General features: G+C 45.0%; 20 protein-coding genes. 10 read left to right on the forward strand and 10 right to left on the reverse strand.

The genetic code is table 11. From position 1 onward, the window contains the following. Positions 1–38: 38 nt before the first annotated feature. The 3 genes from BMW65_RS01735 to BMW65_RS01745 all read left to right on the forward strand — a co-directional run bounded on the left by BMW65_RS01735 (position 39) and on the right by BMW65_RS01745 (position 2,973). Complete coding sequence (locus BMW65_RS01735; protein ID WP_090602277.1) at positions 39–359, forward strand: hypothetical protein; 321 nt, start codon at positions 39–41, stop codon at positions 357–359. 421 nt (positions 360–780) lie between these two features. Next, complete coding sequence (locus tag BMW65_RS01740) at positions 781–1,998, forward strand: site-specific integrase (RefSeq protein WP_090602278.1); 1,218 nt, start codon at positions 781–783, stop codon at positions 1,996–1,998. 90 nt (positions 1,999–2,088) lie between these two features. Next, positions 2,089–2,973, forward strand: a complete 885-nt coding sequence (locus BMW65_RS01745; protein WP_090602280.1) for an Rpn family recombination-promoting nuclease/putative transposase — start codon at positions 2,089–2,091, stop codon at positions 2,971–2,973. A 249-nt stretch (positions 2,974–3,222) separates the two neighbouring features. Here the strand turns inward: BMW65_RS01745 and BMW65_RS01755 are convergent, their stop codons facing one another. The 10 genes from BMW65_RS01755 to BMW65_RS01800 all read right to left on the reverse strand — a co-directional run bounded on the left by BMW65_RS01755 (position 3,223) and on the right by BMW65_RS01800 (position 9,245). Beyond that, positions 3,223–4,206, reverse strand: a complete 984-nt coding sequence (locus tag BMW65_RS01755) for a DUF5712 family protein (RefSeq protein ID WP_090602283.1) — start codon at positions 4,204–4,206, stop codon at positions 3,223–3,225. An 8-nt stretch (positions 4,207–4,214) separates the two neighbouring features. Further along, positions 4,215–4,769: a BfmA/BtgA family mobilization protein gene (locus BMW65_RS01760; RefSeq protein ID WP_090602284.1), complete on the reverse strand. Its 555-nt coding sequence runs from the start codon at positions 4,767–4,769 to the stop codon at positions 4,215–4,217. Then, positions 4,762–5,085, reverse strand: a complete 324-nt coding sequence (locus BMW65_RS01765; protein WP_090602286.1) for a hypothetical protein — start codon at positions 5,083–5,085, stop codon at positions 4,762–4,764. Before BMW65_RS01765 ends, BMW65_RS01760 begins: the two co-directional genes overlap by 8 nt. After that, complete coding sequence (locus BMW65_RS01770) at positions 5,078–5,353, reverse strand: helix-turn-helix domain-containing protein (RefSeq protein ID WP_090602939.1); 276 nt, start codon at positions 5,351–5,353, stop codon at positions 5,078–5,080. Before BMW65_RS01770 ends, BMW65_RS01765 begins: the two co-directional genes overlap by 8 nt. A 188-nt stretch (positions 5,354–5,541) precedes the next feature. Next, the gene (locus tag BMW65_RS24035) at positions 5,542–5,733 is read right to left on the reverse strand and encodes a hypothetical protein (RefSeq protein ID WP_090602288.1); all 192 of its coding nucleotides are present in this window, start codon (positions 5,731–5,733) and stop codon (positions 5,542–5,544) included. Between the two features lie 25 nt (positions 5,734–5,758). After that, positions 5,759–6,505: a hypothetical protein gene (locus tag BMW65_RS01780; protein WP_090602289.1), complete on the reverse strand. Its 747-nt coding sequence runs from the start codon at positions 6,503–6,505 to the stop codon at positions 5,759–5,761. Between the two features lie 114 nt (positions 6,506–6,619). Beyond that, complete coding sequence (locus tag BMW65_RS01785) at positions 6,620–7,438, reverse strand: HEPN domain-containing protein (protein ID WP_090602291.1); 819 nt, start codon at positions 7,436–7,438, stop codon at positions 6,620–6,622. Positions 7,439–7,444: 6 nt separating this feature from the next. Next, a complete protein-coding gene (locus BMW65_RS01790) occupies positions 7,445–8,101 on the reverse strand; it encodes a hypothetical protein (RefSeq protein WP_090602293.1) in 657 nt (218 codons plus the stop codon). Between the two features lie 12 nt (positions 8,102–8,113). Beyond that, positions 8,114–8,767, reverse strand: coding sequence for a GIN domain-containing protein (locus BMW65_RS01795; protein ID WP_143053770.1), 654 nt, complete (start codon positions 8,765–8,767; stop codon positions 8,114–8,116). A 10-nt stretch (positions 8,768–8,777) separates the two neighbouring features. Then, positions 8,778–9,245, reverse strand: coding sequence for a hypothetical protein (locus tag BMW65_RS01800; RefSeq protein WP_090602296.1), 468 nt, complete (start codon positions 9,243–9,245; stop codon positions 8,778–8,780). Between the two features lie 171 nt (positions 9,246–9,416). On the opposite strand from BMW65_RS01800, the gene BMW65_RS01805 reads away from it, so the two are divergent. The 7 genes from BMW65_RS01805 (at position 9,417) to ppsA (ending at position 21,483) form a co-directional block, all read left to right on the forward strand. Next, positions 9,417–9,830: a helix-turn-helix transcriptional regulator gene (locus BMW65_RS01805; RefSeq protein WP_090602298.1), complete on the forward strand. Its 414-nt coding sequence runs from the start codon at positions 9,417–9,419 to the stop codon at positions 9,828–9,830. 78 nt (positions 9,831–9,908) lie between these two features. Then, entirely contained in the window at positions 9,909–11,933 is a 2,025-nt protein-coding gene (locus BMW65_RS01810; protein WP_090602300.1) for a type I restriction-modification system subunit M, read from the forward strand. Then, positions 11,927–13,483, forward strand: a complete 1,557-nt coding sequence (locus BMW65_RS01815) for a restriction endonuclease subunit S (RefSeq protein ID WP_090602301.1) — start codon at positions 11,927–11,929, stop codon at positions 13,481–13,483. Before BMW65_RS01810 ends, BMW65_RS01815 begins: the two co-directional genes overlap by 7 nt. Positions 13,484–14,170: 687 nt before the next feature. Next, positions 14,171–17,110, forward strand: a complete 2,940-nt coding sequence (locus BMW65_RS01820; RefSeq protein ID WP_218145318.1) for a glycoside hydrolase family 55 protein — start codon at positions 14,171–14,173, stop codon at positions 17,108–17,110. A gap of 126 nt (positions 17,111–17,236) precedes the next feature. Further along, a complete protein-coding gene (locus BMW65_RS01825; protein ID WP_090602303.1) occupies positions 17,237–18,217 on the forward strand; it encodes an ankyrin repeat domain-containing protein in 981 nt (326 codons plus the stop codon). Positions 18,218–18,403: 186 nt separating this feature from the next. Continuing rightward, positions 18,404–18,859, forward strand: coding sequence for a MarR family winged helix-turn-helix transcriptional regulator (locus tag BMW65_RS01830; protein ID WP_090602304.1), 456 nt, complete (start codon positions 18,404–18,406; stop codon positions 18,857–18,859). 8 nt (positions 18,860–18,867) lie between these two features. Further along, a complete protein-coding gene (gene ppsA, locus BMW65_RS01835; RefSeq protein WP_090602306.1) occupies positions 18,868–21,483 on the forward strand; it encodes a phosphoenolpyruvate synthase in 2,616 nt (871 codons plus the stop codon). The last annotated feature ends 63 nt before the right edge of the window (positions 21,484–21,546 follow it).

The following is a 21,546-nucleotide window of genomic DNA, read 5'->3' on the forward strand; positions in this document are numbered from 1 at the left end:
TTCTATCGGATTAGATCAAAATATTATAATTTTACAAAATGAGTGATATGACAATTGAATATGTTAAATCCCGGTTTCTAATGGCAGTTAAAGCATTGGCCATAGGAACGGGTGATATTAGAAGTAGACTTACCTTGGCATACGACCAATTAAAGACATTGCAAATGCGAGATTCAGATATTCCGGAGCAATTTAGGACTGATTGGGACTTCATAATGTCATCGTTAACAACAGATCCTATTGACAGGGAGACTCGTGAGGTCAGTAAGAATTTAAGCAAAACGGATACAACGGATTGTATCACCTTAGCCGAAAGTATATTTGATTTGATGCGTAAATTAAACGGCCTTTCGTTGTAATCTTTTGAGTTTATTAGGGATAACTTATTAATTTAAACAAAAGTTACCGTGATGGAAAAATTTCATTTTACTGCAACTATATAGTCCTAAATAGACTTTAAAGGCACTTTTTAACTGGCTAATTTGCGCAAGTCATCAAGGAAGTGTTTTGTAATACTTCCCCTAAAGCCTACACATCTTGAAGTCAAAACATACAAAAGCCTGCAAATTAAATGTTTGCGGGCTTTTTGTTTTTTACAGCATCCTGATTCATTCAATTATTCGCATAAAAACAGTGAGTAATTCAGTGAGTCAATTCCCCGCATACCTTTACTCACTGGAAACGTTGTAACGAATTGTAAAACAATGTGTTCAATCATTGAACATCTTGACTGCCGTAGGCTGCAAGGCTAATTTTGTTTCACTTAAATGATGTGTTATCATGAGTACAAATTATTCCTTGCTCTTCTACTTGAAGAAACCAAAAAACTATGCTGTTGGTGCAAAACCCATTTACATGCGTATCACCGTGGCCGGTGAACCCAAGGAAATATCCACTGGCCGTGAGTGTGACCCCGCGCGGTGGAACGCCAAGGCTAACCGTGCCAAGGGAACGAAAGAAGAAATCCGTAACCTGAATGCCTACCTCGACACGCTGGAGCGAAAGGTGGCCGATGCCCACTTGCAACTCGTAAAGGACGGCGCGGAAATCACCGCCGAATCGCTGAAACTGAAATACCTCGGCAAAGACGTGCAACGGCGGCACCTAATGGAAACGTTCACCGAACACAACCGGAAAATGGAAGCATTGCTGGGCAAGGGCTTCAAGCCAAACACACTGAAAGGCTACAACACTTCGGTTGGGCATCTTACCGCGTACCTCTCGAAATGCCTCGGTGAAACGGATATCGACATCCGGCGCATCGACCATGCGTTTATCACGGGTTACGAGTTTTTCCTGCGCTCGGACATGGGATGCAGTGCGGTGTCGGCAGCCAAGTACATGAAGCACCTGCGCAAAATCGTCAACCTGTGCATCGCCCACCGTTGGATTACGGAAAACCCCTTTGCGTTCTACAAAACGAAAGCCAAGCCAAGGGAAAAGGAATTTCTCACACCGGATGAACTGGACAGGGTAGCGAAAAAGGAGTTCGGCATACCAAGGCTCGCCCATGTGCGCGACATCTTCGTGTTCTGCTGCTATACGGGGCTGTCATATGCCGATGTGCGAAAATTGCAAAAGACGGACATCGCCAAGGGCATAGACGGCAGGTTGTGGGTATTGACCAGCCGGGAGAAAACGGAAACTTCCTCCAACATCCCCCTGCTGCCGCAAGCATTGGAAATCATCGGACGCTATGCGGACTATCCACCATGCGTGGCAAAAGGGCTGGTGCTTCCCGTGTTGAGCAACCAGAAGATGAACAGCTACCTGAAAGAGATCGCCGACCTGTGCGGCATCGCCAAGACGCTGACATTCCACATGGCGCGGCACACATTCGCCACCACGGTGACACTGGCCAACAACGTGCCGATAGAAACGGTTTCCAAAATGTTGGGGCATACCAGCATCAAGACCACCCAGCACTATGCCAAATTGCTGGATACCCGGATAGGCAACGACATGCTAACTTTACAGCAAAAATTGGCAGGAACTTAATCTGGCTATACTCGATATCCGTTTGGGAACTTATTTCCCAAACGGATATAAGAAACATTACATAAACCCAAAATACATTATATTTGAATCATGTCCAAAGCAACACAACCAACAATAGGAACTTACATTGACCCGTTAACCGATTTCGCATTTAAAAAGCTCTTTGGAAGCGAGCCGAACAAGGACTTACTGATTGACTTCCTCAATGGCGTGTTCCGTGGGCGGAAACACATCGTGGATTTGGTATACAACAAAAACGAGCATCCCGGCGAAACGGTAAACGAAGGGAGTGCCATATTTGACCTAACCTGTACCGGAAACGATGGGGAGCAATTCATCATAGAAGTACAACGGGGAAAACAGGGCAACTTCAAGCAACGGGCAATCTTCTATACCAGCCGCTTGGTCACCGAGCAAGCCCCCAAAGGAAAGCGTTCCGAATGGGGATATAATGTGAAAGAAGTGTACCTCATCGCGCTCTTGGAAGATTTTTCCTTGGATGCGGGTAATGAGCAAGAGTTTCTGCATGATATTTGCCTAAGTAACAGGGAGACAGGTAAAGTTTTTTACGAGGGGCTGGGGTATATATTCATTGAATTGATTAAATTTGTAAAAACGGAAGCGGAGCTGGATACCGACCTTGACAAATGGCTCTATGTTTTGAAGAACATGAGTAGCATGGATAAGATTCCGGTATATCTGCGCAAACCGATTTTTGAAAAACTGTTTAATATTGCTGAATACAGCAATCTGACAAAGGAGGAAAAGACCATGTACGATACAAGTCTGAAACGCAAATGGGACAACAAAGCTGTGTTGGACTATGCAGTAAATGAGGCGGCAAAGGAAGCAGCAAAGGAGGCCAAACAAGAAGAAAAAATGGAAATCGCACGCGAAATGAAAAAGGACGGCATTTCCGTTGAACAGATTGCCAAGTTTACCAAGCTGTCCATCGAGGAAATCGAAAAGCTTTAACAGAACGCTCACCATTATAGAGTAAGCCATCCCCAAAACGGATGGCTTTTTTTGTATCCCCCACCCTTGTACGCACCAAGGCATTTTCACCGCTTAGGCCACCGAACGCAAGGCGGGGGAATTGGGTCAAGGGCGCCGGAGGGCAAAGGCCTGCGGACGGCGGCGTTTATATACCCTTGACCTTTCCCACGCCGTGGGTAATTTTGGCCGGGCGGTGCAAAGGCCGGATGTCCTCAACCACCTGTAAACTCACCGCCTGACACCCCGTGACTGCGCTTTCTTTTTCCGCTTGCGCCGCCTTTCCTCTTCCTCAATGGGGTTTTGCTGGCTGCCCTCATGGATGGGTTCAAGCAGCATCCCCAGCAGTTCGGCGGCACCGCCCACCGTGGTGGCCAGCATTTCGCCCACGCTTTCGAACATGCCTTGGCTCACTTCGAGTGCCAGTTCCATTGCCAATGGCTGACCCTGCGGATGCCGACCCGCCAATTCCGTGAGCGTGTGCATCTGTGCCTTTTGCTGTGCCGTGCCGTTCTTCATCGTATTGGCATATTGCAGGCTGTCTTCCAGGTTTCGCTCGAAATCGAACAGTTCATCGAACAGGGTTTCGCCCGACTGTTTGAATGCCGTGCGGTCGAACTGCCCCAGCTTCTGCGAATGGGCTTTGTTCCGGCCACGTGACGTATTCTGCGGGCTTAGCTTGATTTTATTGGTGATGTCCTTGCGGCTCACGATTATCTGGACGTGCATCTGCCGCCCCTCCTTGCGTTCCCCTTTTCTCTTTTGCCCACTTTTCACTTCCCTGTCGTTGTGGCCGTAATAGCGGTGGTTTTCCAGCTTGCCGAACCAAAGCAAATCTTTGTGGCTTTCGATGCCGGGGCGTTTGAAGTTACGGGCGTATTCGTCCATCACCCTCATGGCAAATTCCTTTAACTTTTCCCTTGCCCCGTCCTCGCCGTATTTGGACACGAGGTGCGCCAGTTCCTTTTGGCTGGGGCTGACGTTGATGAGGAAGAATTTGCTGTCGTCCCTGCCCAGCTTGGCCACGTTGCGGTCGATGCCCGTCCGCACCTCGTGGGGTTTGATGTCGTTGGCCGTTCCATTGAACCAACGCTCCGGCTTGACCTCCATCCCATTTTCCGGCTTCATCCGGTTTTCCTTTTCTAGGTAGTGTACCAGCGCACCGCTGCTGCCCTTGTTGTCGCCCGTTTCCGATTTGGTGATGTTGATGTACATCGCTTTCTTTACAGGTTGTCCAACGATTGCCTTGCACGCCCAGCCAGTTCTTCTTTTTTGGCCGCCGATACAGGCCAGCCGAGGGCTTCCCTTTGGGTGATGTAATAGTCCAGTACCTGCCGGAACCTGGACTTCAATGTTTCCCTTTCCCGCATGTTGCCAAGTATCTTTTTCAGCGTGCCGTCCACCAGTTTCAGGTAACCGATGGTTTCCCTGCCCATGATGGTTGCCTCCGACTGCCCTTTGCCGATGCTTTTCAAAAGCGGGCTTTGCATCTTGGCGATGGCCATCAGTTCCTCCATCGCCGAATACATCGGCACCAGCATGTCACCCTCCTGTTTGCGGATGAACGAGAGGATGCGGCTGATGCCGCTTGCCAACTCCTTTTTCAGCACTTCATCGTTCAGGTCGGCGGGGTCTTTTTTGCTCTTGTAGAAATAATCCACCATCTGCATGACCACCTCCCGCTTGGTGCGGCCAAGTTTCCGCGCAAGCAACGTGAGCCGCTCGTCCACCGCTTCGGGGAAACGGACGGATTTCGTGTTCTCGTCCTGCCTAACCATTTATCCCGCCCTCCCCGTGGATGATGAACCTGAACCTGCTGCCCTTGGCCGGATGCCATGAGGGGCGGTACTCCAAGTAGCCATAGGCCACCAGTTCCGACAGGCATTTGTGGTAGGTGGCGATGGAGCGTATCCGCGAGAAGCGCATCAGCTTCCTGCGGCTGGCGTGGAAATGGCCATGCGGGTTGTCGCAATCGTGGTGATAGAACAATGCCGCCACTAACCCGATGTGCGTGGGCAGTAAACGCCTATCATCGCCAATCCGCTCAAAGAACGCGCTGAACGCGTGCTTGGGCAATTCCATTCGTTCAGCCATTGCCGTTACCTCCCTCCATCATTTTCCTGATGTCCTCCCTGCGGTAGTACATGCTGCCGCCCACTTTGCGGTAAGGCAACGTGCCGTTGACACGGAGGTTCTGCAATGTTCCGGGCGATATGCCAAGCAGTCTACGCACCTCTGCGCTTTTCAGCCATTCCCGGCCAAGATTGTCTTTTTCCTTGCTCCCGATGATTTGTTTGAACTCCTCCAGCATTTCCCGCTTGAACTGCCGGAGGTCTTCCCGTGTGACGATGTCTATTTCCATATCTCTATCATTATGTTTCCATATCCATATATCCCGATAGCGGGATATTGATTTGCGCCGTTTACACAGCATGTGGTATACCGCCAAGTATACCGAAACCTTATGCTGGGGCTGTGCCAGCGTATTGGAGTATCCCCGGAGGATACCCGAAACCCCCATGGCGATAGCGTGGGGGCAAGCAAGTAGGGCTATGCCCAACTTCCGCTTGCTCCATTCCCATCGGGGAATGGCAATTTGGCGGAGCGTGCGAACAGCACGGTTTGGCGCTGCGGCCAAACAGGGTGATATCCGGTGTTTCCATCGGGCGGCACCCGCTCCGTTGGGACAAAGTTGGGGGATATGACAGGGATATGGATGACCAACCGGAGCGGCTTGGTCATGTTCGGGGATTGAACGGGTAGACGATTAGGCTTGGTCTACGGGGACGATGCGGAACAACTTCCTGCCATCCGGCACCTGCGAACCCTTTATCGGGGTTTCGTCCTTGCCCACGAAATAATTGCGTGCCGTATCCAATGGGATTTCCTTGCCGCCGTGGTTGAAGTATTTCGCTATTAGCTTGTAATACGGGCTATGATGGTCGCTTTTGAGCAGATTCCTCCCGCTTGGTAGTTCCGCTTCGCGCAGTTGCTGGATGAGGTCGATCAGCGTGGGCAGGTAGCCGTCCTCCACGTACACTTTCTGTGAAATCCCATATTTCGTATGCGCTTTCAACTGTTCTTCCAAATCCAGTATACGGGCTTGGAGTTCGGCTATCTTTCCGTCTTTTTCTTTCAGCAGCACGTCGTTAGGCCGGATGTTCCATTTATCGCGTGTGCCGAGGTATTGCTGGAATTCGGTAAGTTTCTCAATGTTTAACAAATGCCGGGGATGCTCGGATGAGAACGGGTCTTTCCGCTCGAAATGTTCAATCCGTTTCTGCACGATGTACCACACATGGGAAAGGAAATCTTTTTCGGAACCCTGCCCTGTGGACAGGAAATGATTCAGGTGGTAGGTGTAATAGTCCACAAATTCGGTTTTGTCCAACCCATATATTTTGAGCAAAAAATGGTTGTTGCCATACCCCCTCTTCAAACCAAGTATGTTGCCAACATCAAACGGATGTGGGGAAAAATCGAAGCGCTTTCTGCTTTTGAAATATTTGACCATGCTTCCTTATTTTTCCAATAAAGATAAGGAATAGGCGCGGGCGAAGGAAAAATAGGGGTGATGGAAGATTAAAAACGCGTTCTTCACGCTTATGTTATTTGCGATTTTTATACGTCAATTCGTTACCGTATCGAGTGCAGCCCCAAACGCTTCAAGCATATCCCCGCAAGCCTCTTCCACCATTTCCTGTATGGTCTGTGACTTGTCTACCAAGTACAGCAATTGTCTTTCGGTTATATAATAACCGTTTTCGTATCGTACGGACAAATAGGCGCTGTCCAGCAACTCCATAATTGTCATGTCGTTTTCGTCATTCCTGTCGAAAACCAATTTTAGCTGCGGCAGGTATGCCAACGCAATTTGATGGTGGTTACGGATGGAATGTGATAGCTTTTCCTTACCAAAAAGGACGATTTCCACCATACGGTAGCACAATTCAAAAACCTGATGCAACATAAACGCGCAAAGCTGGTAATTGCCTTTATCCAAATAAAACTGCGCTCCATTGTTGAAAGCCTTTATTTTCTGCTTTTCCATTTCGAGGGCTTCATTTGCCCGTTTGAATACCCTTTCGGGCGATAGCTTGCTACTTAGGGCTACATAATTTGCTTTGGAATTTATGTAGAGCAGGTTGTCGGGCTGGCAACGGAAAAAGAAAGCTATCCCGCCCTTTCGTATACTATGCCGTACTTCATTTGCATAGTAAAGTTTGTGCCTGAAATGCGAATACATGCTCATTACCGTACCGACCAACGGCTTGGCCTCGGTAATGAATTGTTTGTTCGTGTGTGGGAGAAGAATGATAAATTCCTGATGGCAGATACCCTGAAATTCATACCGCGAAAAATAGATTTGGTCTACGAGAATGGTATTGACCAGCCGCTCGGTAATCACGGTTAACTGCTGGAATGTTTTCGTGTCGGGGCAAAGCATCTGAATTTAAATTGATGTGGTGTAATGGATACTACCATTTATCGTTTTCATTTGAAAACAATTTTCGGCGATTAGTCGGTATAGTACTTCTTTCAGGTATCGGGGGCGTAAAATGGGATTATGGTGGGTAAGCCTTATGCGTTCATAGATTTGTAGCGGAGATTGCGGGTACTGGAAAAAAGAAATCCGCAATAACCAATTGACAGCCTCATCAAACAAAGCTAACGCTTCCTGTTGCTGTTGGGTTTCCAGCCGGAATGGTAATTCCCTGTATGTAATCGGGAAATTCTTTTTTATCACGTTATCCCCTTTCTCAATACGTATCAACCACGGATGATTAAGCGTGTAATGATAAGCACCCTGCTTTTCTTCACGCTCGCCTTTTATGATACGTTTGTAATCATAGCCGAATTCATCGCGCTCGAAATTGATTGGACTGCTTAGCTGCGTTTTGAAAACCGAACAGAGCAGCGTTTTCTCGGATTCGGCTAACTTGGTTCCGTCCCGCATCTCTTCATGTTCGCCATAGAAGTAGGGATGCTTGCCCATCAGGAAAGATGCTTCCTCCTGTGTATATCCGATGGCTATCCTCGATTGGCAGAACCCGAAGCGCACGTTAAAGTCGTCCTGTGTGACCAAACCTTTATAGGTGTATTTTTCCATTGCCATATATCCTTACATTGCTGGTTTTTCTTCCGCTGTTCCCTGTAAAGGCTCGACCCGACAGCCCTCGTCCACACTAAGCCAAGAAAACCTCGGCGTACCGCGATACGAAAACCTGCTTCTTCCCAATATGCGGGCTTCCATTTCCCCGTTTATCCAAACGGATGCTCTGGCATTATTGGTGAGATATACCATCCCCGTTGAGGCTTGGAGCGATGCGCCGTCATACCAGCCATCATGGTAGACACGCAGGAATGTTTCAATGGTTTCGCCTGCAACCTTTATGTGGCCGCGTTTGAGTATGGTGCAATCCACACGCAATGCATCCACATTCAACTCCACCGTTCCATCCTGCCGGATAATGACACCAAGTTTCTCCACGCGAAGTCTTTCCGGTGAAGTAATATTTGCCCTATTAAAAAGCTGGATACCGTTTAGGTGGGTACATGCAAGCTGTATATTGGGGTAGCTGTCGTGCAATAACAGGAAACCATAGTGCATGGGCTTGGTTTGGATGATTAATTCACCGTTCTCCACGTGGTAATCAATCCATTCGGCAACGTCATCCGGTTCATCCACATGGATGGCACACGAACTATCCTGATGTAAAGAGACCTCGCACCGGGTAAGGATGCGGATGGTGTGAAAAGGGGTTAAGCTATTCATTGTTTTGTGGTTAGTATTTTTCAAGTATGGATATATCGTCCTGCCGCCTATTCTTTTCAAACCAGCGTTTGAACCAATATTCGATATACATATGGTTGTTTTTCCAAAACAGTTCTTTGTCGTCCCAATCCATGTTTTCGGTACTGTTGTAGGTCGCCCTCATTGCTTTTAGCTCCTTGAACATCGTGTTTATGTCTTTTTCCGAATATGTCGGTTGCCCGAATCGGCAGGTAAGGAAAAACTTCTTGGCAGCCTTTCGCTGTTCTTCTGTTGCCCTGTCTGATGGTGCATAGCACACCATCCGCATAAAATCGCAGAGAATGTCTTTCGGCATGACACCGAGGATGGCGCACAGCATCCTGAAATTGCTTGGGATGAACAGGTTTACCTTTTTCCATTTGGACGAATACATTTCGCCGATTTCGGCATACTTTTCATACTTGTCCACCGTCCTGACCTTGGTTTTTTGCTTTTTCATGTCTTGCAGTGTTTGGTTATACTATCAAAGTTCCCGAAGCGGAAAAGCATATACAAACCTATGGCCGGCATAAATTATCCCGCCATCGGAATATGTTATCCGTGAAATATTCCGTATTTTCGTCATCGGTAGCGGCTTGCGATGCTACCTTTGTCGCATCATTTTATCATTATGGAAAGAACACAACAAATACACGAGGGACGAAACATTAAACGGTTCAGGGAAATGCTCGGCATGAAGCAGGAAACCCTTGCCTATGAATTAGGTGAGGACTGGACACAAAAGAAAATATCCCAACTGGAAGCCAAGGAAAAAATCGAAGCGGATATATTGGAACAGGTGGCCAAGATTTTGAAGGTAAGCCCGGAGGCTATCCAACGTTTCAATGAGGAAGTGGCAATCAATATTATTTCAAGCACTTTCCATGATTCTGCATCCGGTGTAAACTATCAATGTGAAATGACCTTCAATCCTCTGGACAAATTGATGGAAGCGTACGAGGAAAATAAAAAGCTGTATGAGCGATTGATTGAGGTGGAAAGGGAGAAGGTTGCTTATTTAGAGACTAAAGGCAAAAGCGAATAATTATTTAGAAAGTCTCACATAACATTATTATGCTTTTACCAAAAAAATATCCACTAATCGAATGTCGAAATAATAAAGATGATAGAAACTAAGGTTATCATTTCCATTCCCGAAGGGAAATTACGGGATTATATTGATGGAACTATCCGAATTGATACCGCAGAAGAATACGTAAGACAAACTGTTGAAAAAAGGCTGATAAACGAGCATAAGTATTCAAAGGAACAAATTAAGATTGAGTATGCTGTTCAAATGGGTTCTGGAAAAAAAAGAGCTGACATCGTTATCTTCCCAGAAGGTGCCACAGACGAACAAAAGAAAAATCAACACAATATATATATTGTCATTGAATGTAAAAAGGAGTCGGTAAAACCGACCGATAAACAGAACGGAACGGAACAGCTTAAATCGTATATGGCTGCTTGTGGCAATTGTGAGTGGGGAATGTGGACGAACGGGCTTCACAAAACAGTCTACAGAAAAGTAAAAGACGATAAAAACCATACTATTTTTGAAGAATATAATGATATACCTTCGGCAGATGGAACAACTGACGAGCAGGAGCGACCAAATAGGAATACGCTTATAAAAGCGTACGAAGACAATCTTCTTTTTACGTTCCGAACTTGTCACAATATAATCTATGTGAATGAGGGTCTACAAAAACAACCTGCCTTTTTTGAGTTCCTCAAAATAATTTTTTGCAAAATTCACGATGAACGAAACTTGCTTGAGCCAGTTGAGTTTTACACCACGTCCAAAGAAAGAAACTATAAAGACGGACAAGCCAGTGTTTACAAACGAATCTCAAATATTTTTGAAGAAGTAAAGAAGCGACACGGACAAATTTTCGATAAAAACGACGAAATAAAACTGTTGCCACGTACAGTAACTTACTTGGTAGCTGAACTTCAAAAATATGCATTGTTGACTACTGATATTGATATCAAGGGCAAGGCCTATGAAGAACTTGTCGGCTCAAATCTAAGGGGTGACAGAGGAGAGTTTTTCACACCGAGGAACGTGATGAAAATGGCTGTGGCAATGATTAATCCAAAGGAAACCGAACGCGTTTTGGACAGCAGTTGCGGCACGGGCGGGTTTGTTGTGACCGCCATGAACGTCGTAATTAATAAGATTACGAAAAAACTTGAAGCTCAATATGGTGAAAAGGAAGGATGGAGTGCAGACGTTCGCTCGCTGTTCAATCAAAAGATATCTGAAATTGCTTCCGAGAACTACTTTGGGTTTGACATCAACCCAGACCTTGTCAAGGCCACCAAAATGAATATGGTGATGAATAACGATGGTAGCGGCAACATTTTGCAACTCAACTCCCTTTTACCACCGCAAGAATGGCCCGAAGAGACCAAGAGGAAGTTGGCAAAAGCCTTGAGAATTTCTATCAACGATATTCGCAATCATAGGAATTTAGGGCATTTTGACGTGATTGTAACCAATCCTCCGTTCGGTTCCAAAATTCCAGTCAAAGATCAACAAATACTTGAGCAATTTGACCTTGCATATATTTGGAACAAGGACGAAAACGGCAATTGGTACAAGACTGCCAGATTGCAGTCGAGTGTTCCACCGGAACAACTTTTTATCGAACGCATTATACAGCTCTTAAAGGGAGGCGGTAGGACGGCGATTGTTCTTCCTGATTCTATCCTTGGCGCACCTGGTCTTGAATACATCCGACATTGGCTGATTAAGAAAACGAAAATCCTAGCCAGTGTAGACTTACACGCTGATGCCTTCCAACCGCGCAACGGAACCCAATGCTCCATTCTGTTTCTCCAAAAGAAGACTCAAGCGGAGATTGACGAGGAAGAAAAAACAAGGGAGATTATTGATTACGACATTTTCATGACCATGATTGACCAAATTGGCCATGATAAGCGTGGAGGTAAAATTTTTAAGAGAGATGAACAAGGAAATATCATCATGCTTGAAGTGGAGGAAATAGTTCGAGAAAAAGATGTAAACGGTGATTTGGTTGCGCGAAAAGAAGTAACGCAAGAAAAAATTGTGAACGACCAAACTGTCCATGTTGCAGACATTTTTGCAAAATGGAAAACTAAACAAGGTATAGTATGGTAGAGAACAATTTGGCATACAAGTTCCAAGAGGTCGAAAAGGAAATAGACTATACATATCTACCTGACCCGCTTAAGTATACATCGGTTTCTCTTTCGGATGTACTAAATAACCGACTAAGATTAGAAGCAAATGCTTTTAATTTAGAAGCTAAAGTCGCCAACGAGAAAGTCTTAGCCAACAGATACGGGACGGTGAAACTCTGGTCGGAAAATGGTTTGGTCGAATCTGCATTTCATAGACCTCGATTTAAACGCATCTATGTTGACCACAAAGAAATTCCATTTTTTCAGCCATCGTCGATCGCCGAAATTTATCCCAAACCATCAAGATACATCTCTGCCAAGACTGAAACGGACTTGGAAAGTTTAAAGGTCAAAAAGGGCATGCTCTTGATGACGGTATCGGGCACTATAGGGAAGGTTGCTATAGTGGGCAGAAAACTCGACGATCAAATTTTCAGCCACGATCTGTTGAGACTAAACGGCAAGGGGAAGCACGACACGGGATATATTTATGCCTACTTCTTGACCGAAACAGGCCAATATATCCTACAATCTAATAATTATGGAGCAGTTATCAAACATATCGAACCAGATCATTTAAAAAGTGTTATAATTCCTAATGCGCCGGAACACCTAAAAAAAGAAATACATGAACTGGTAATCCAATCTTATGATTTACGGGACCAATCCAACGAATTGATTGACAAAGCCGAAGAGATTCTTTACGAGGAATTGCAACTAAAACCAATAGAGGAGCTTAAAGAAGTTTTTTTTGACAATTCCGTTGAGGTGAGAAACTATAATACTCGATTAAGCGAACTGGGATTAAGATTAGACAGTTCCTATCATTTGCCTCGTAAAAGGTTAGCCAAAAAAGCATTAACAGCCAATTCATTAAAAAATGTCAAAATCGGCGACAAAAGTATTTCTCAAACTATCTATACAGGCAATAGATTCAAGAGGGTATATGTGGATAAAAGCTACGGAGCGCCGTATCTAACCGGGAAACACATCATGGAATTGAATCCGGGCGGTTTTGACAAAAAGTATCTTTCTATCGACCAGCATGCCGCACAAATCAAAGAACAACTTTTAATTGAACATAACTCCATTCTGGTCACGTGCTCTGGTTCTATCGGCAAAGTTGTTTTAGTTCCAAAGCATTGGGAAAATTGGGTTGGAACTCACGATCTAATTAGGTTAATTCCAAAAGACAATGATATTGCAGGCTACTTATTCTGTGTTCTGAATTCAGAGTATGGCCAGCTTATTCTAAAATCTTTAGTTTACGGTGCTGTCGTTGATCATATTGAAGCTTTCCATGTCGCAGATATTGAAATCCCCATTCTTAAAAATCAATCGAAGCAAAATGAGATTAATAATTTGGTCCTAACAGCAAATGAATTAAGGCACCAGGCTTTTTTAAAAGAACAGGAGGCGGTAAGGAAAATGGAAAATGTTATTAATTCAACCACGAACAGCCATAGTTCTATGGCGGCAGAAGCCGCGCAAGGATACAAAAGATATAATGGTATCAGCAATATATGATTTGCGTCAATAAGTAGTGATTGGCGCAAATGCTCATCGTTAGTTGACTCGCGTTACGTAGTCAGTTTTTGTTTCTTATTATCATGGAATTATTTATATTAGCATTAATATAGCAATTGCAGCTAAAACGTATGTCAAACCAGTGAGCGATTCGGTGAGTAGGGAAAAGAGATGGTTGTAAAATGCTGATAAAGAGATTAATGCCCAATAGGTTCGATTCCCCTACGGGCTACAGAAAACAAGAAAAGTTGGTTTAAAGCGATACCGCTGGACACCAACTTTTTTTCGTTTTAGGGTATCATTAAGTGTCGCCCAAATTAGAGGTTTTGTTTCCCCCATAGCTTCCCCTCTTTTCCTTCAACCTGCTAAGTGTTATTTAGATATTTGCAGATCATACTAAAATAAAGTGTGTTCTCCTCCCCTCCTGGCTTTTTGCCAGTAGTCGTATTGACGCAGGTTGGACGACCCATCGGCCGAAAGGATAATTGGATAGCTCATCCTAAAATAGGTATTGGGATAAGAAAATGACTAACGAGATTTAGAAAGACATAAAATAATGTAACTTTAGACCAATTATATCATACCCAAAAGTGGTGCTGTTTTAAGAATGAGCTACATTATTGAATAAACGCCGAAAACGACAGCATAACAGTATAATGGTAATTTTTTAAAAGTAATAATAATGTTATGGAGCAACACGGTAATTCAAACAACGTAACAGGGACGGAAGGTCATTTCAAAAACGGGTCAAGCCTGACATGCCATATGAATAGGGAAAATTTGAGCATTACAAAAACAGCTTCAAAGCTGGGCAACATGGCTATGATCGCCATTATAGTACTATTTATTGCAAACACTGCTCATGCTCAAGTGGGGATTGAGCAGCAAGCAGACCAGCAAAGTATAAAAACTATTTATCCTACGAAAGATTGGGTTATATCCGATTTTGTCGTAACCGATCCAGAATTTGGCGCAAAAGCCGAACCAGGGTTTGACAACCGATCGGCTTTCCAGGCTGCTATTGATGCCGCATACAACAATGGCGGTGGTGTAGTGTATGTACCAACGGGTAATTATGAGTTCCGCAGCACGCAAACTGCCACCAGGAACGTCAGGGTGCGTCAGGGTGCTGAACAAGTAATGAAAGATTTTAATTACCAATATGTGCTGAATATCCCATCGAGTGTACAGCTCCGTGGCGACTGGGCGGATCCTGAATTAAACAAAGGGAAAGTGCTCGGAACCATTCTTGAAGTGCGCGTTGGCAAAAACGCGCCCAATTATAACGGAACTGTTGAAAGTTGGTGGAACGACTCGCAGGCTGGCAACGCCCTCCGTACTACCTATACCAGTATAGCCGACAGGTTTATAGATATGAATTCGGGAACCGGCGTGACGAACCTGTCAATTTGGTATCCTGAACAGGATATCAACGACGTAAAACCCTATCCATGGACATTATTTCAGCCGGATGGCGACTGTGTGACGATTGAAAACGTCACGCTTGTAAACTCTTACAACGGTTTCTATTCCGCGCCCAGCGAACTGCATTATGTTTTAAACAGCTACATAACCGCCCTCAATACAGGGATCGAAGTTCATGTATGCACGGACATCGGACGTATCGAGCATGTCAAAATAGACCCGAAGTACTGGGCAAATTCAGGGCTTCCTGGTTCACCCTCCCTTGCGAAGGTTGCAGGGTACACGAAAGCAAACGGAACTGGATTCAATATGCACCGCTCAGATTGGGAATATGTGTCTAATCTGTATGTATCCGATTACAAGACAGGCATGTGGGTCGGTAGAGAACCCGGCTACTCCGATACCCCAAATGCGCAGTTTTACGAAATTCATATCAAAAATTGCGAAACCGGCATATATGTCCAAGCCGTCAACCCATATGGCTTGCTTATTTCCAACTCCACATTCGGAACTGAAAAAGATGGCAAGGCCGTGTATTTCGATAACGATTTCAAAACTTCTGTCCAATTCAACGGTGTAGACTTCACCGGACCTGTCGTCAGCGACGGCAGCGATGGGGTTATATCCTTTGAAAGCTGTACGTTTAGCAACGACAGCGAATACGCGCTTAAAGTCAACAATGGCAATGTACTGCTCACCCAAAGCGAATTTAAAAAACCTGCCGGCCACGTGTTTCTGGGCTCGGACGTGAATACGCTCAAATCAGTGAACTCCGGCTACAGTGGCAAATTGGAAATCAAAAATGACAGCAAATCGGCCAAAGTTGAGATCAATAATAGCAAGGAATATCTGTTTGATCCGATCCCTAAAAATGTAGTAACAGATATTAAAGTACACCCGAAACCGGCTTCCAACAACGTGTTGAAAGTTGATCTGCCGAGAGCAACCGGTTTTAACGATGACCAACCGACAGCAGATGTATCGGCTCAGTTGCAAAAGGCACTTAATGAAGTTAAGGCTCTCGGCGGCGGTACACTGTATCTGCCGGGAGGAAGATATTTAGTGAATAATCCCATCAAAATTCCTTCGGGCGTTGAACTGCGGGGAACATGGGATGTACAGCACCATACACAAAGCGGCGGTGTAGGTATATTTACAACGTATACAGGCGGCGCTACCGGAGAAAAGGGCCCTTCGCTGATACAACTCGAGGCCAGTGCGGGTATCAGCGGATTAACCATCTCGCAGCTTAATATAGCCTCAGATGGTTATAGCGCTGAGAATCCCAGACCGACCCCGTTCTTGATACAAGGGCAAGGTCCAGATGTATATATTGTTAACGTGACCGTAGGAGGTGGCGATAAAGGAATAGACCTCGCCTCATACAACACGAGCAGGCATTATGTTGACTATTTTGCCGGCGTACTCGCAAGAGCGGGCATTTGGGTCGGCGGAGGTGCTGAAGGCGGGTTTATCCGAAATATGCAGCTCAATCCGCATTACGGATCACGGCTTCCACAAGGAGGACAGGGATATCCGAAGATTTCTCTGACACGTTTCGTACAATCAAATTGCAGCGCGCTTAAATTCGCCGACATTAAAAATCAGACAATTTTCAACAATTTCGTTTACGGGTCATTCTACGGCATACATTTCCTGAAAGATGCAATAACCGGCAGGAATCCTGGAGAAATGACAGTTATAGGCCACGGTTCAGACGGATGCTCGTATTCTTTATTTGTGGAAGACGCCGACAAAAACACCAAATTAATCGCGATCAACTCCGAATTGGTTAATACGCGAACAGCAGAGCCTGTCCGATCATACGTTCTTATGGGCGGCGAAGCTAACACCAGTAAAGTTCATCCTGATGCTCAACTTATCCTATATAACAGTGCATTTTGGGGTAGCCCTACCATAGGGGCTATCATCAATAGCGGTACAGTACGTTTTCAACAGGCAAACTTCCAACGGTCCGGTGCCCCCGCCATAGACAATAGGGGCGGAAAAACGCATGTGTACTCTTCTTACTTCGCACAAAGAATGCCAGAGGAAGCCAACGGGGATAACGTGCATGCGAAACTACACACGACCAACGTCTCAACAGAACTCACCAATAACTATTACATCTCTGGGTTTAGGGAAAATAACACGAAATCAGGCGAGATTTACGGATCTGATATTGTTTCCGATAAGAAATGAAATCCAAAACTAACTAGTCCACTTGCACCCAGGCATTTATTGCAGTAGCGTTGCAAGGGCCATATACAAATAGTCCCAATTCGTTCGTCTTAACTTTATTCATTAAACAGATCCGAATTCCAAGACATGGTACGTCCAGGTGAATTGAAGTTAAACTTGCCAATGAAGCTTTCCAATGGTGTGATGTCCACCACGATAAAAGTATGGGAAATTTTAGTTGCAAGTAAAAATGGTGATTTAGACACTGTAAAGAAATTGGTTTTTGAATGTCCTGAACTAATTTATGCCCAGTATAACTACACGCCGCCAATTCATTTCGCTGTTCGGGAAGGACATGTGGATTTGGTAAAATACCTATTGGGCAATGGAGCGCACGACCCCGGCTATCGGACTTATCCCTTTTTAGACACACTGCAAACCGTTGCACAAGACAGGAACAACTGCGAAATCATTGCATTATTGAACGAATATGCTGCTAAGCCGCTATTGCACCTATTCAAAGGTGACAATGGAAAAATTCTTTTTGACAGAACCGATTTACAAAAAGAATTTGAAAAGGCCGTTGATAGTAATGATTTAGCAAAAACAGAAATCATATTGAAGCAACATCCGGAGTTTGCAAGAGATGAAACCTATTTCTGGGGAGAAGGAATTTTAACGTTCGCTGCTAAAGAAAACAATCGTTCAATGATTGACCTTTTGATGATTTACGGCGCAAAAGTCCCCAATATACTAAAGTGGGCGCAATTTTATTACATTGAACATGACGACGGGATGGCTTACATGATGGAAAAAGGAATGAGTCCAAACACCATGAGCTGGCACCATGTTACCATCCTTCATGACATGGCACAAAAGGGAAATTTATACAAGGCAGGATTACTTATAAAATACGGTGCTGACCTAAATCCGATTGACGAAGAATATCAATCCACACCGTTGGGAATGGCTGCAAGATGGGGACGCCATGAAATGGTGAAATATTTGCTCGATCAGGGTGCTGACCCCAATAAAGCCGGTACTTCATGGGCTACGCCTCTAGCATGGGCAAAGAAAAAAGGATTTGCTGACATTGAAGAAACGTTAATAGTAGCTGGGTCAAAATAAGTTAAAAGAATAGAAAACGTTAGTAATGAGAAAAACTGATAATGTGGAACATCATAACCCTTGTTCCCGAGGATAGTTGCAGTACGGCTTTTTTATTTCAATGATATAACAACTTTTACCAAAAATCACCGCTATCCTATAAATTACAACTATCTTTGTGACTAAGTTATTTATCTGATAAGATATATGGGTAATAATCGAGTCAAACAACTAAGGAAACTAAGTCAACACTATGCATACTCCTCCATTCAGATGCATGAAGCTGTTGCCAGAAAGGCAGGACTTTCAGGAACTGATCATAAGTATTTGGGCTTTTTAATTGAAAAAGGGCAGATGACAGCAGGCGAACTTTCGAATTTAACAGGTCTAACGACTGGTGCAGTTACCGGTTTAATTGACAGATTCGAAAAGAAAAAGCTAGTGAAAAGACAATTCGCCGAAGACGACAGGCGAAAGGTCATCATTGTACCAAACACTGAAAATATCATGGCGCTTTTGGAACCGCTTTATGCAACATTCCGACACAAATCAGAAAAACTTTATGCATCATTTTCAAACAAAGAAATTGTAATCATTGAAGCCTACTTTTCAAAAGCAATTGAAATAATGGTTGAAACAACCACTAAACTCAATGAAAAATGATTGCAAAAATGAAACCTACAGATTCCTACATACTTGGTATTCGGGATATTGGCAAAACAAAACTCGGGGTCGTTGGGAGCAAAGGAGCAAACCTAGGAGAACTTACCAAAATCGATGGAATCCATGTGCCAGATGGGTTTTGTATTTCCACAGAAGCTTTCACAAGAATCATTGGAGAAGCGCCACCGATTAACGAGTTGCTTGACCAGTTATCGCTGCTAAAGGTAGAAGACAGGGATAAAATCAGTAAACTTAGCCATGAGATCCGCAGGAGCATCGAAGGGATAGTCATCCCCCAAGACATCAGTGAAGCAATCAACGACACCCTCTCCAAATTCGGTGAAAAGAATGCTTATGCAGTACGATCCAGTGCAACGGCAGAGGATTTACCGACAGCTTCTTTTGCAGGCCAACAGGACACGTATTTGAACATTATCGGAATAACGGACATCTTAAAACATGTCAGCAAATGCTGGGCATCGCTATTCACCGAGCGGGCTGTAATTTACCGCCTTCAAAACGGCTTTGACCACCGTAAAGTCCAGTTGTCCGTGGTTGTCCAGCGGATGGTCTTCCCACAGGTGGCAGGAGTTTTGTTTACCGCTGATCCAGTCACTTCAACGAGGAAGGTGGTATCCATTGATGCCTGTTTCGGCCTCGGTGAGACTTTGGTCTCCGGGCTGGTAAACGCCGATAATTACAAAGTGCACAACGGCAAGATTACTGATAAGGAAATAGCCATTAAGAAACTGGCTGTTTATGCGTTGAAAGAGGGTAGCACGGCGACACAGGAAATTGAGCCTGGGCGGCAGTATAGCCCTGCACTGACGGATGAGCAGCTATTGCAGCTTGAGCACATGGGCAGAACCATCGAAGCACATTTCGGCCGTCCGCAGGACATTGAATGGTGCTTGGCTGATGGTGTATTTTACATTGTCCAAAGCCGACCGATCACGACGCTATACCCCATCCCAAAAGTTAATGATCAGGAAAACCACGTCTATGTGTCTGTCGGGCACCAGCAAATGATGACCGACGCCATGAAACCATTGGGAATATCACTGTGGCAGTTGACAGCTGGGCGACCCATGCATGAAGCTGGCGGAAGGTTGTTTGTAGACGTCGCAGCAGACTTAGCTTCGCCGGCCGGAAGAGAAGTTATAATCGATGTCCTGGGAAAATCCGATCCGCTCACAAAAGACGCGTTGATGACCATCATAGCGCGGGGGGATTTTATAAAATCACTACCAAATGGTGAAAAAGAACAGGATGGTAAGGGCAATAAAGGTATGGCGAATTTCCAAACACTAATCGAATACGATCCAGCGATTGTTTCTGATCTGATGAGGCGTAGCCAAATCGCAATAGCAGCATTGAAGCATCATATCCAGTCGAAATCGGGGCCGGATTTAATTGCGTTTATTCTGGAGGACATTGGGCTACTAAGGAAAAGCTTGGTTGATCCGCAAAGTTTTGGCGTGATAATGACCGCTATGAATGCCACATCATGGATCAATGAGAAAATGGAGGAATGGTTGGGTGAAAAAAACGCAGCAAACACGCTTTCGCAATCGGTACCTAACAATATTACTTCGGAAATGGGCTTGGAGCTATTGGATGTCGCAGATGTGATCCGCCCTTATCCAGAAGTGGTTGATTATTTAAAACATGCAAAGGATGACGACTTGCTGGATGAACTGGTCAAATTTAATGGTGGCCAGAAAGCTAGAGATGCTATCTATGCTTACCTTGCTAAATACGGAATGCGATGTGCCGGGGAAATCGATATCACGAAAACTCGCTGGATCGAAAGGCCGACGATGCTTGTCCCCCTGATCCTCAGCAACATCAAAAACGTCGAGGCTAATGCTGGCAATCGAAAATTTGAGCAAGGGCGACAGGAGGCGTTGAAAAAAGAACAGGAACTTTTGGACCGGGTGGCGACATTACCGGATGGCAGACAAAAAGCCAAAGAAGCCAAAAGAATGATCCACCTGATCCGGAATCTCGCCGGTTACCGTGAGTATCCAAAATACGACATCGTTAATCACTATTTCGTTTATAAGCAAGCTTTATTGAAAGAAGCTGAGCAGCTTGTACAAGCCAACGTCATTCGGAAAAAAGAAGATATCTACTACCTCACTTTTGAAGAGCTCCGTGAGGTTGTATACACAAATATGCTGGATTACCGAATTATCGCTAAACGAAAAGACAAACATAGCGTATACGAAAAACTGACTCCCCCACGTGTTATCACGTCTGACGGTGAAATCATTGTGGGCGCGTACAAACGGGAGTACCTTCCTGCAGGAGCTATCGCAGGCCTACCCGTTTCCGTTGGAGTGGTAACGGGACGAGCACGTGTCATCTTGAACATGGCAGATGCCAATCTGGAAGAAGGAGATATATTGGTCACCACCTTTACCGACCCCAGTTGGACACCCTTGTTTGTCTCCATAAAAGGCCTGGTCACCGAGGTTGGTGGATTGATGACCCATGGAGCAGTGATCGCACGTGAATATGGCTTACCAGCGGTCGTTAGTGTGGAAAATGCCACCAAATTGATCAAAGATGGGCAACGGATTCGCGTGCATGGAGCAGCGGGATATGTAGAAATCTTATAAAGCTGGCATGCCTTTTGTCGATAGCTAATCAGGTTTAGGTTGATTTGAAAAGTCCGACTATCC

Source organism: Parapedobacter koreensis (assembly GCF_900109365.1).
Lineage (GTDB): Bacteria > Bacteroidota > Bacteroidia > Sphingobacteriales > Sphingobacteriaceae > Parapedobacter > Parapedobacter koreensis.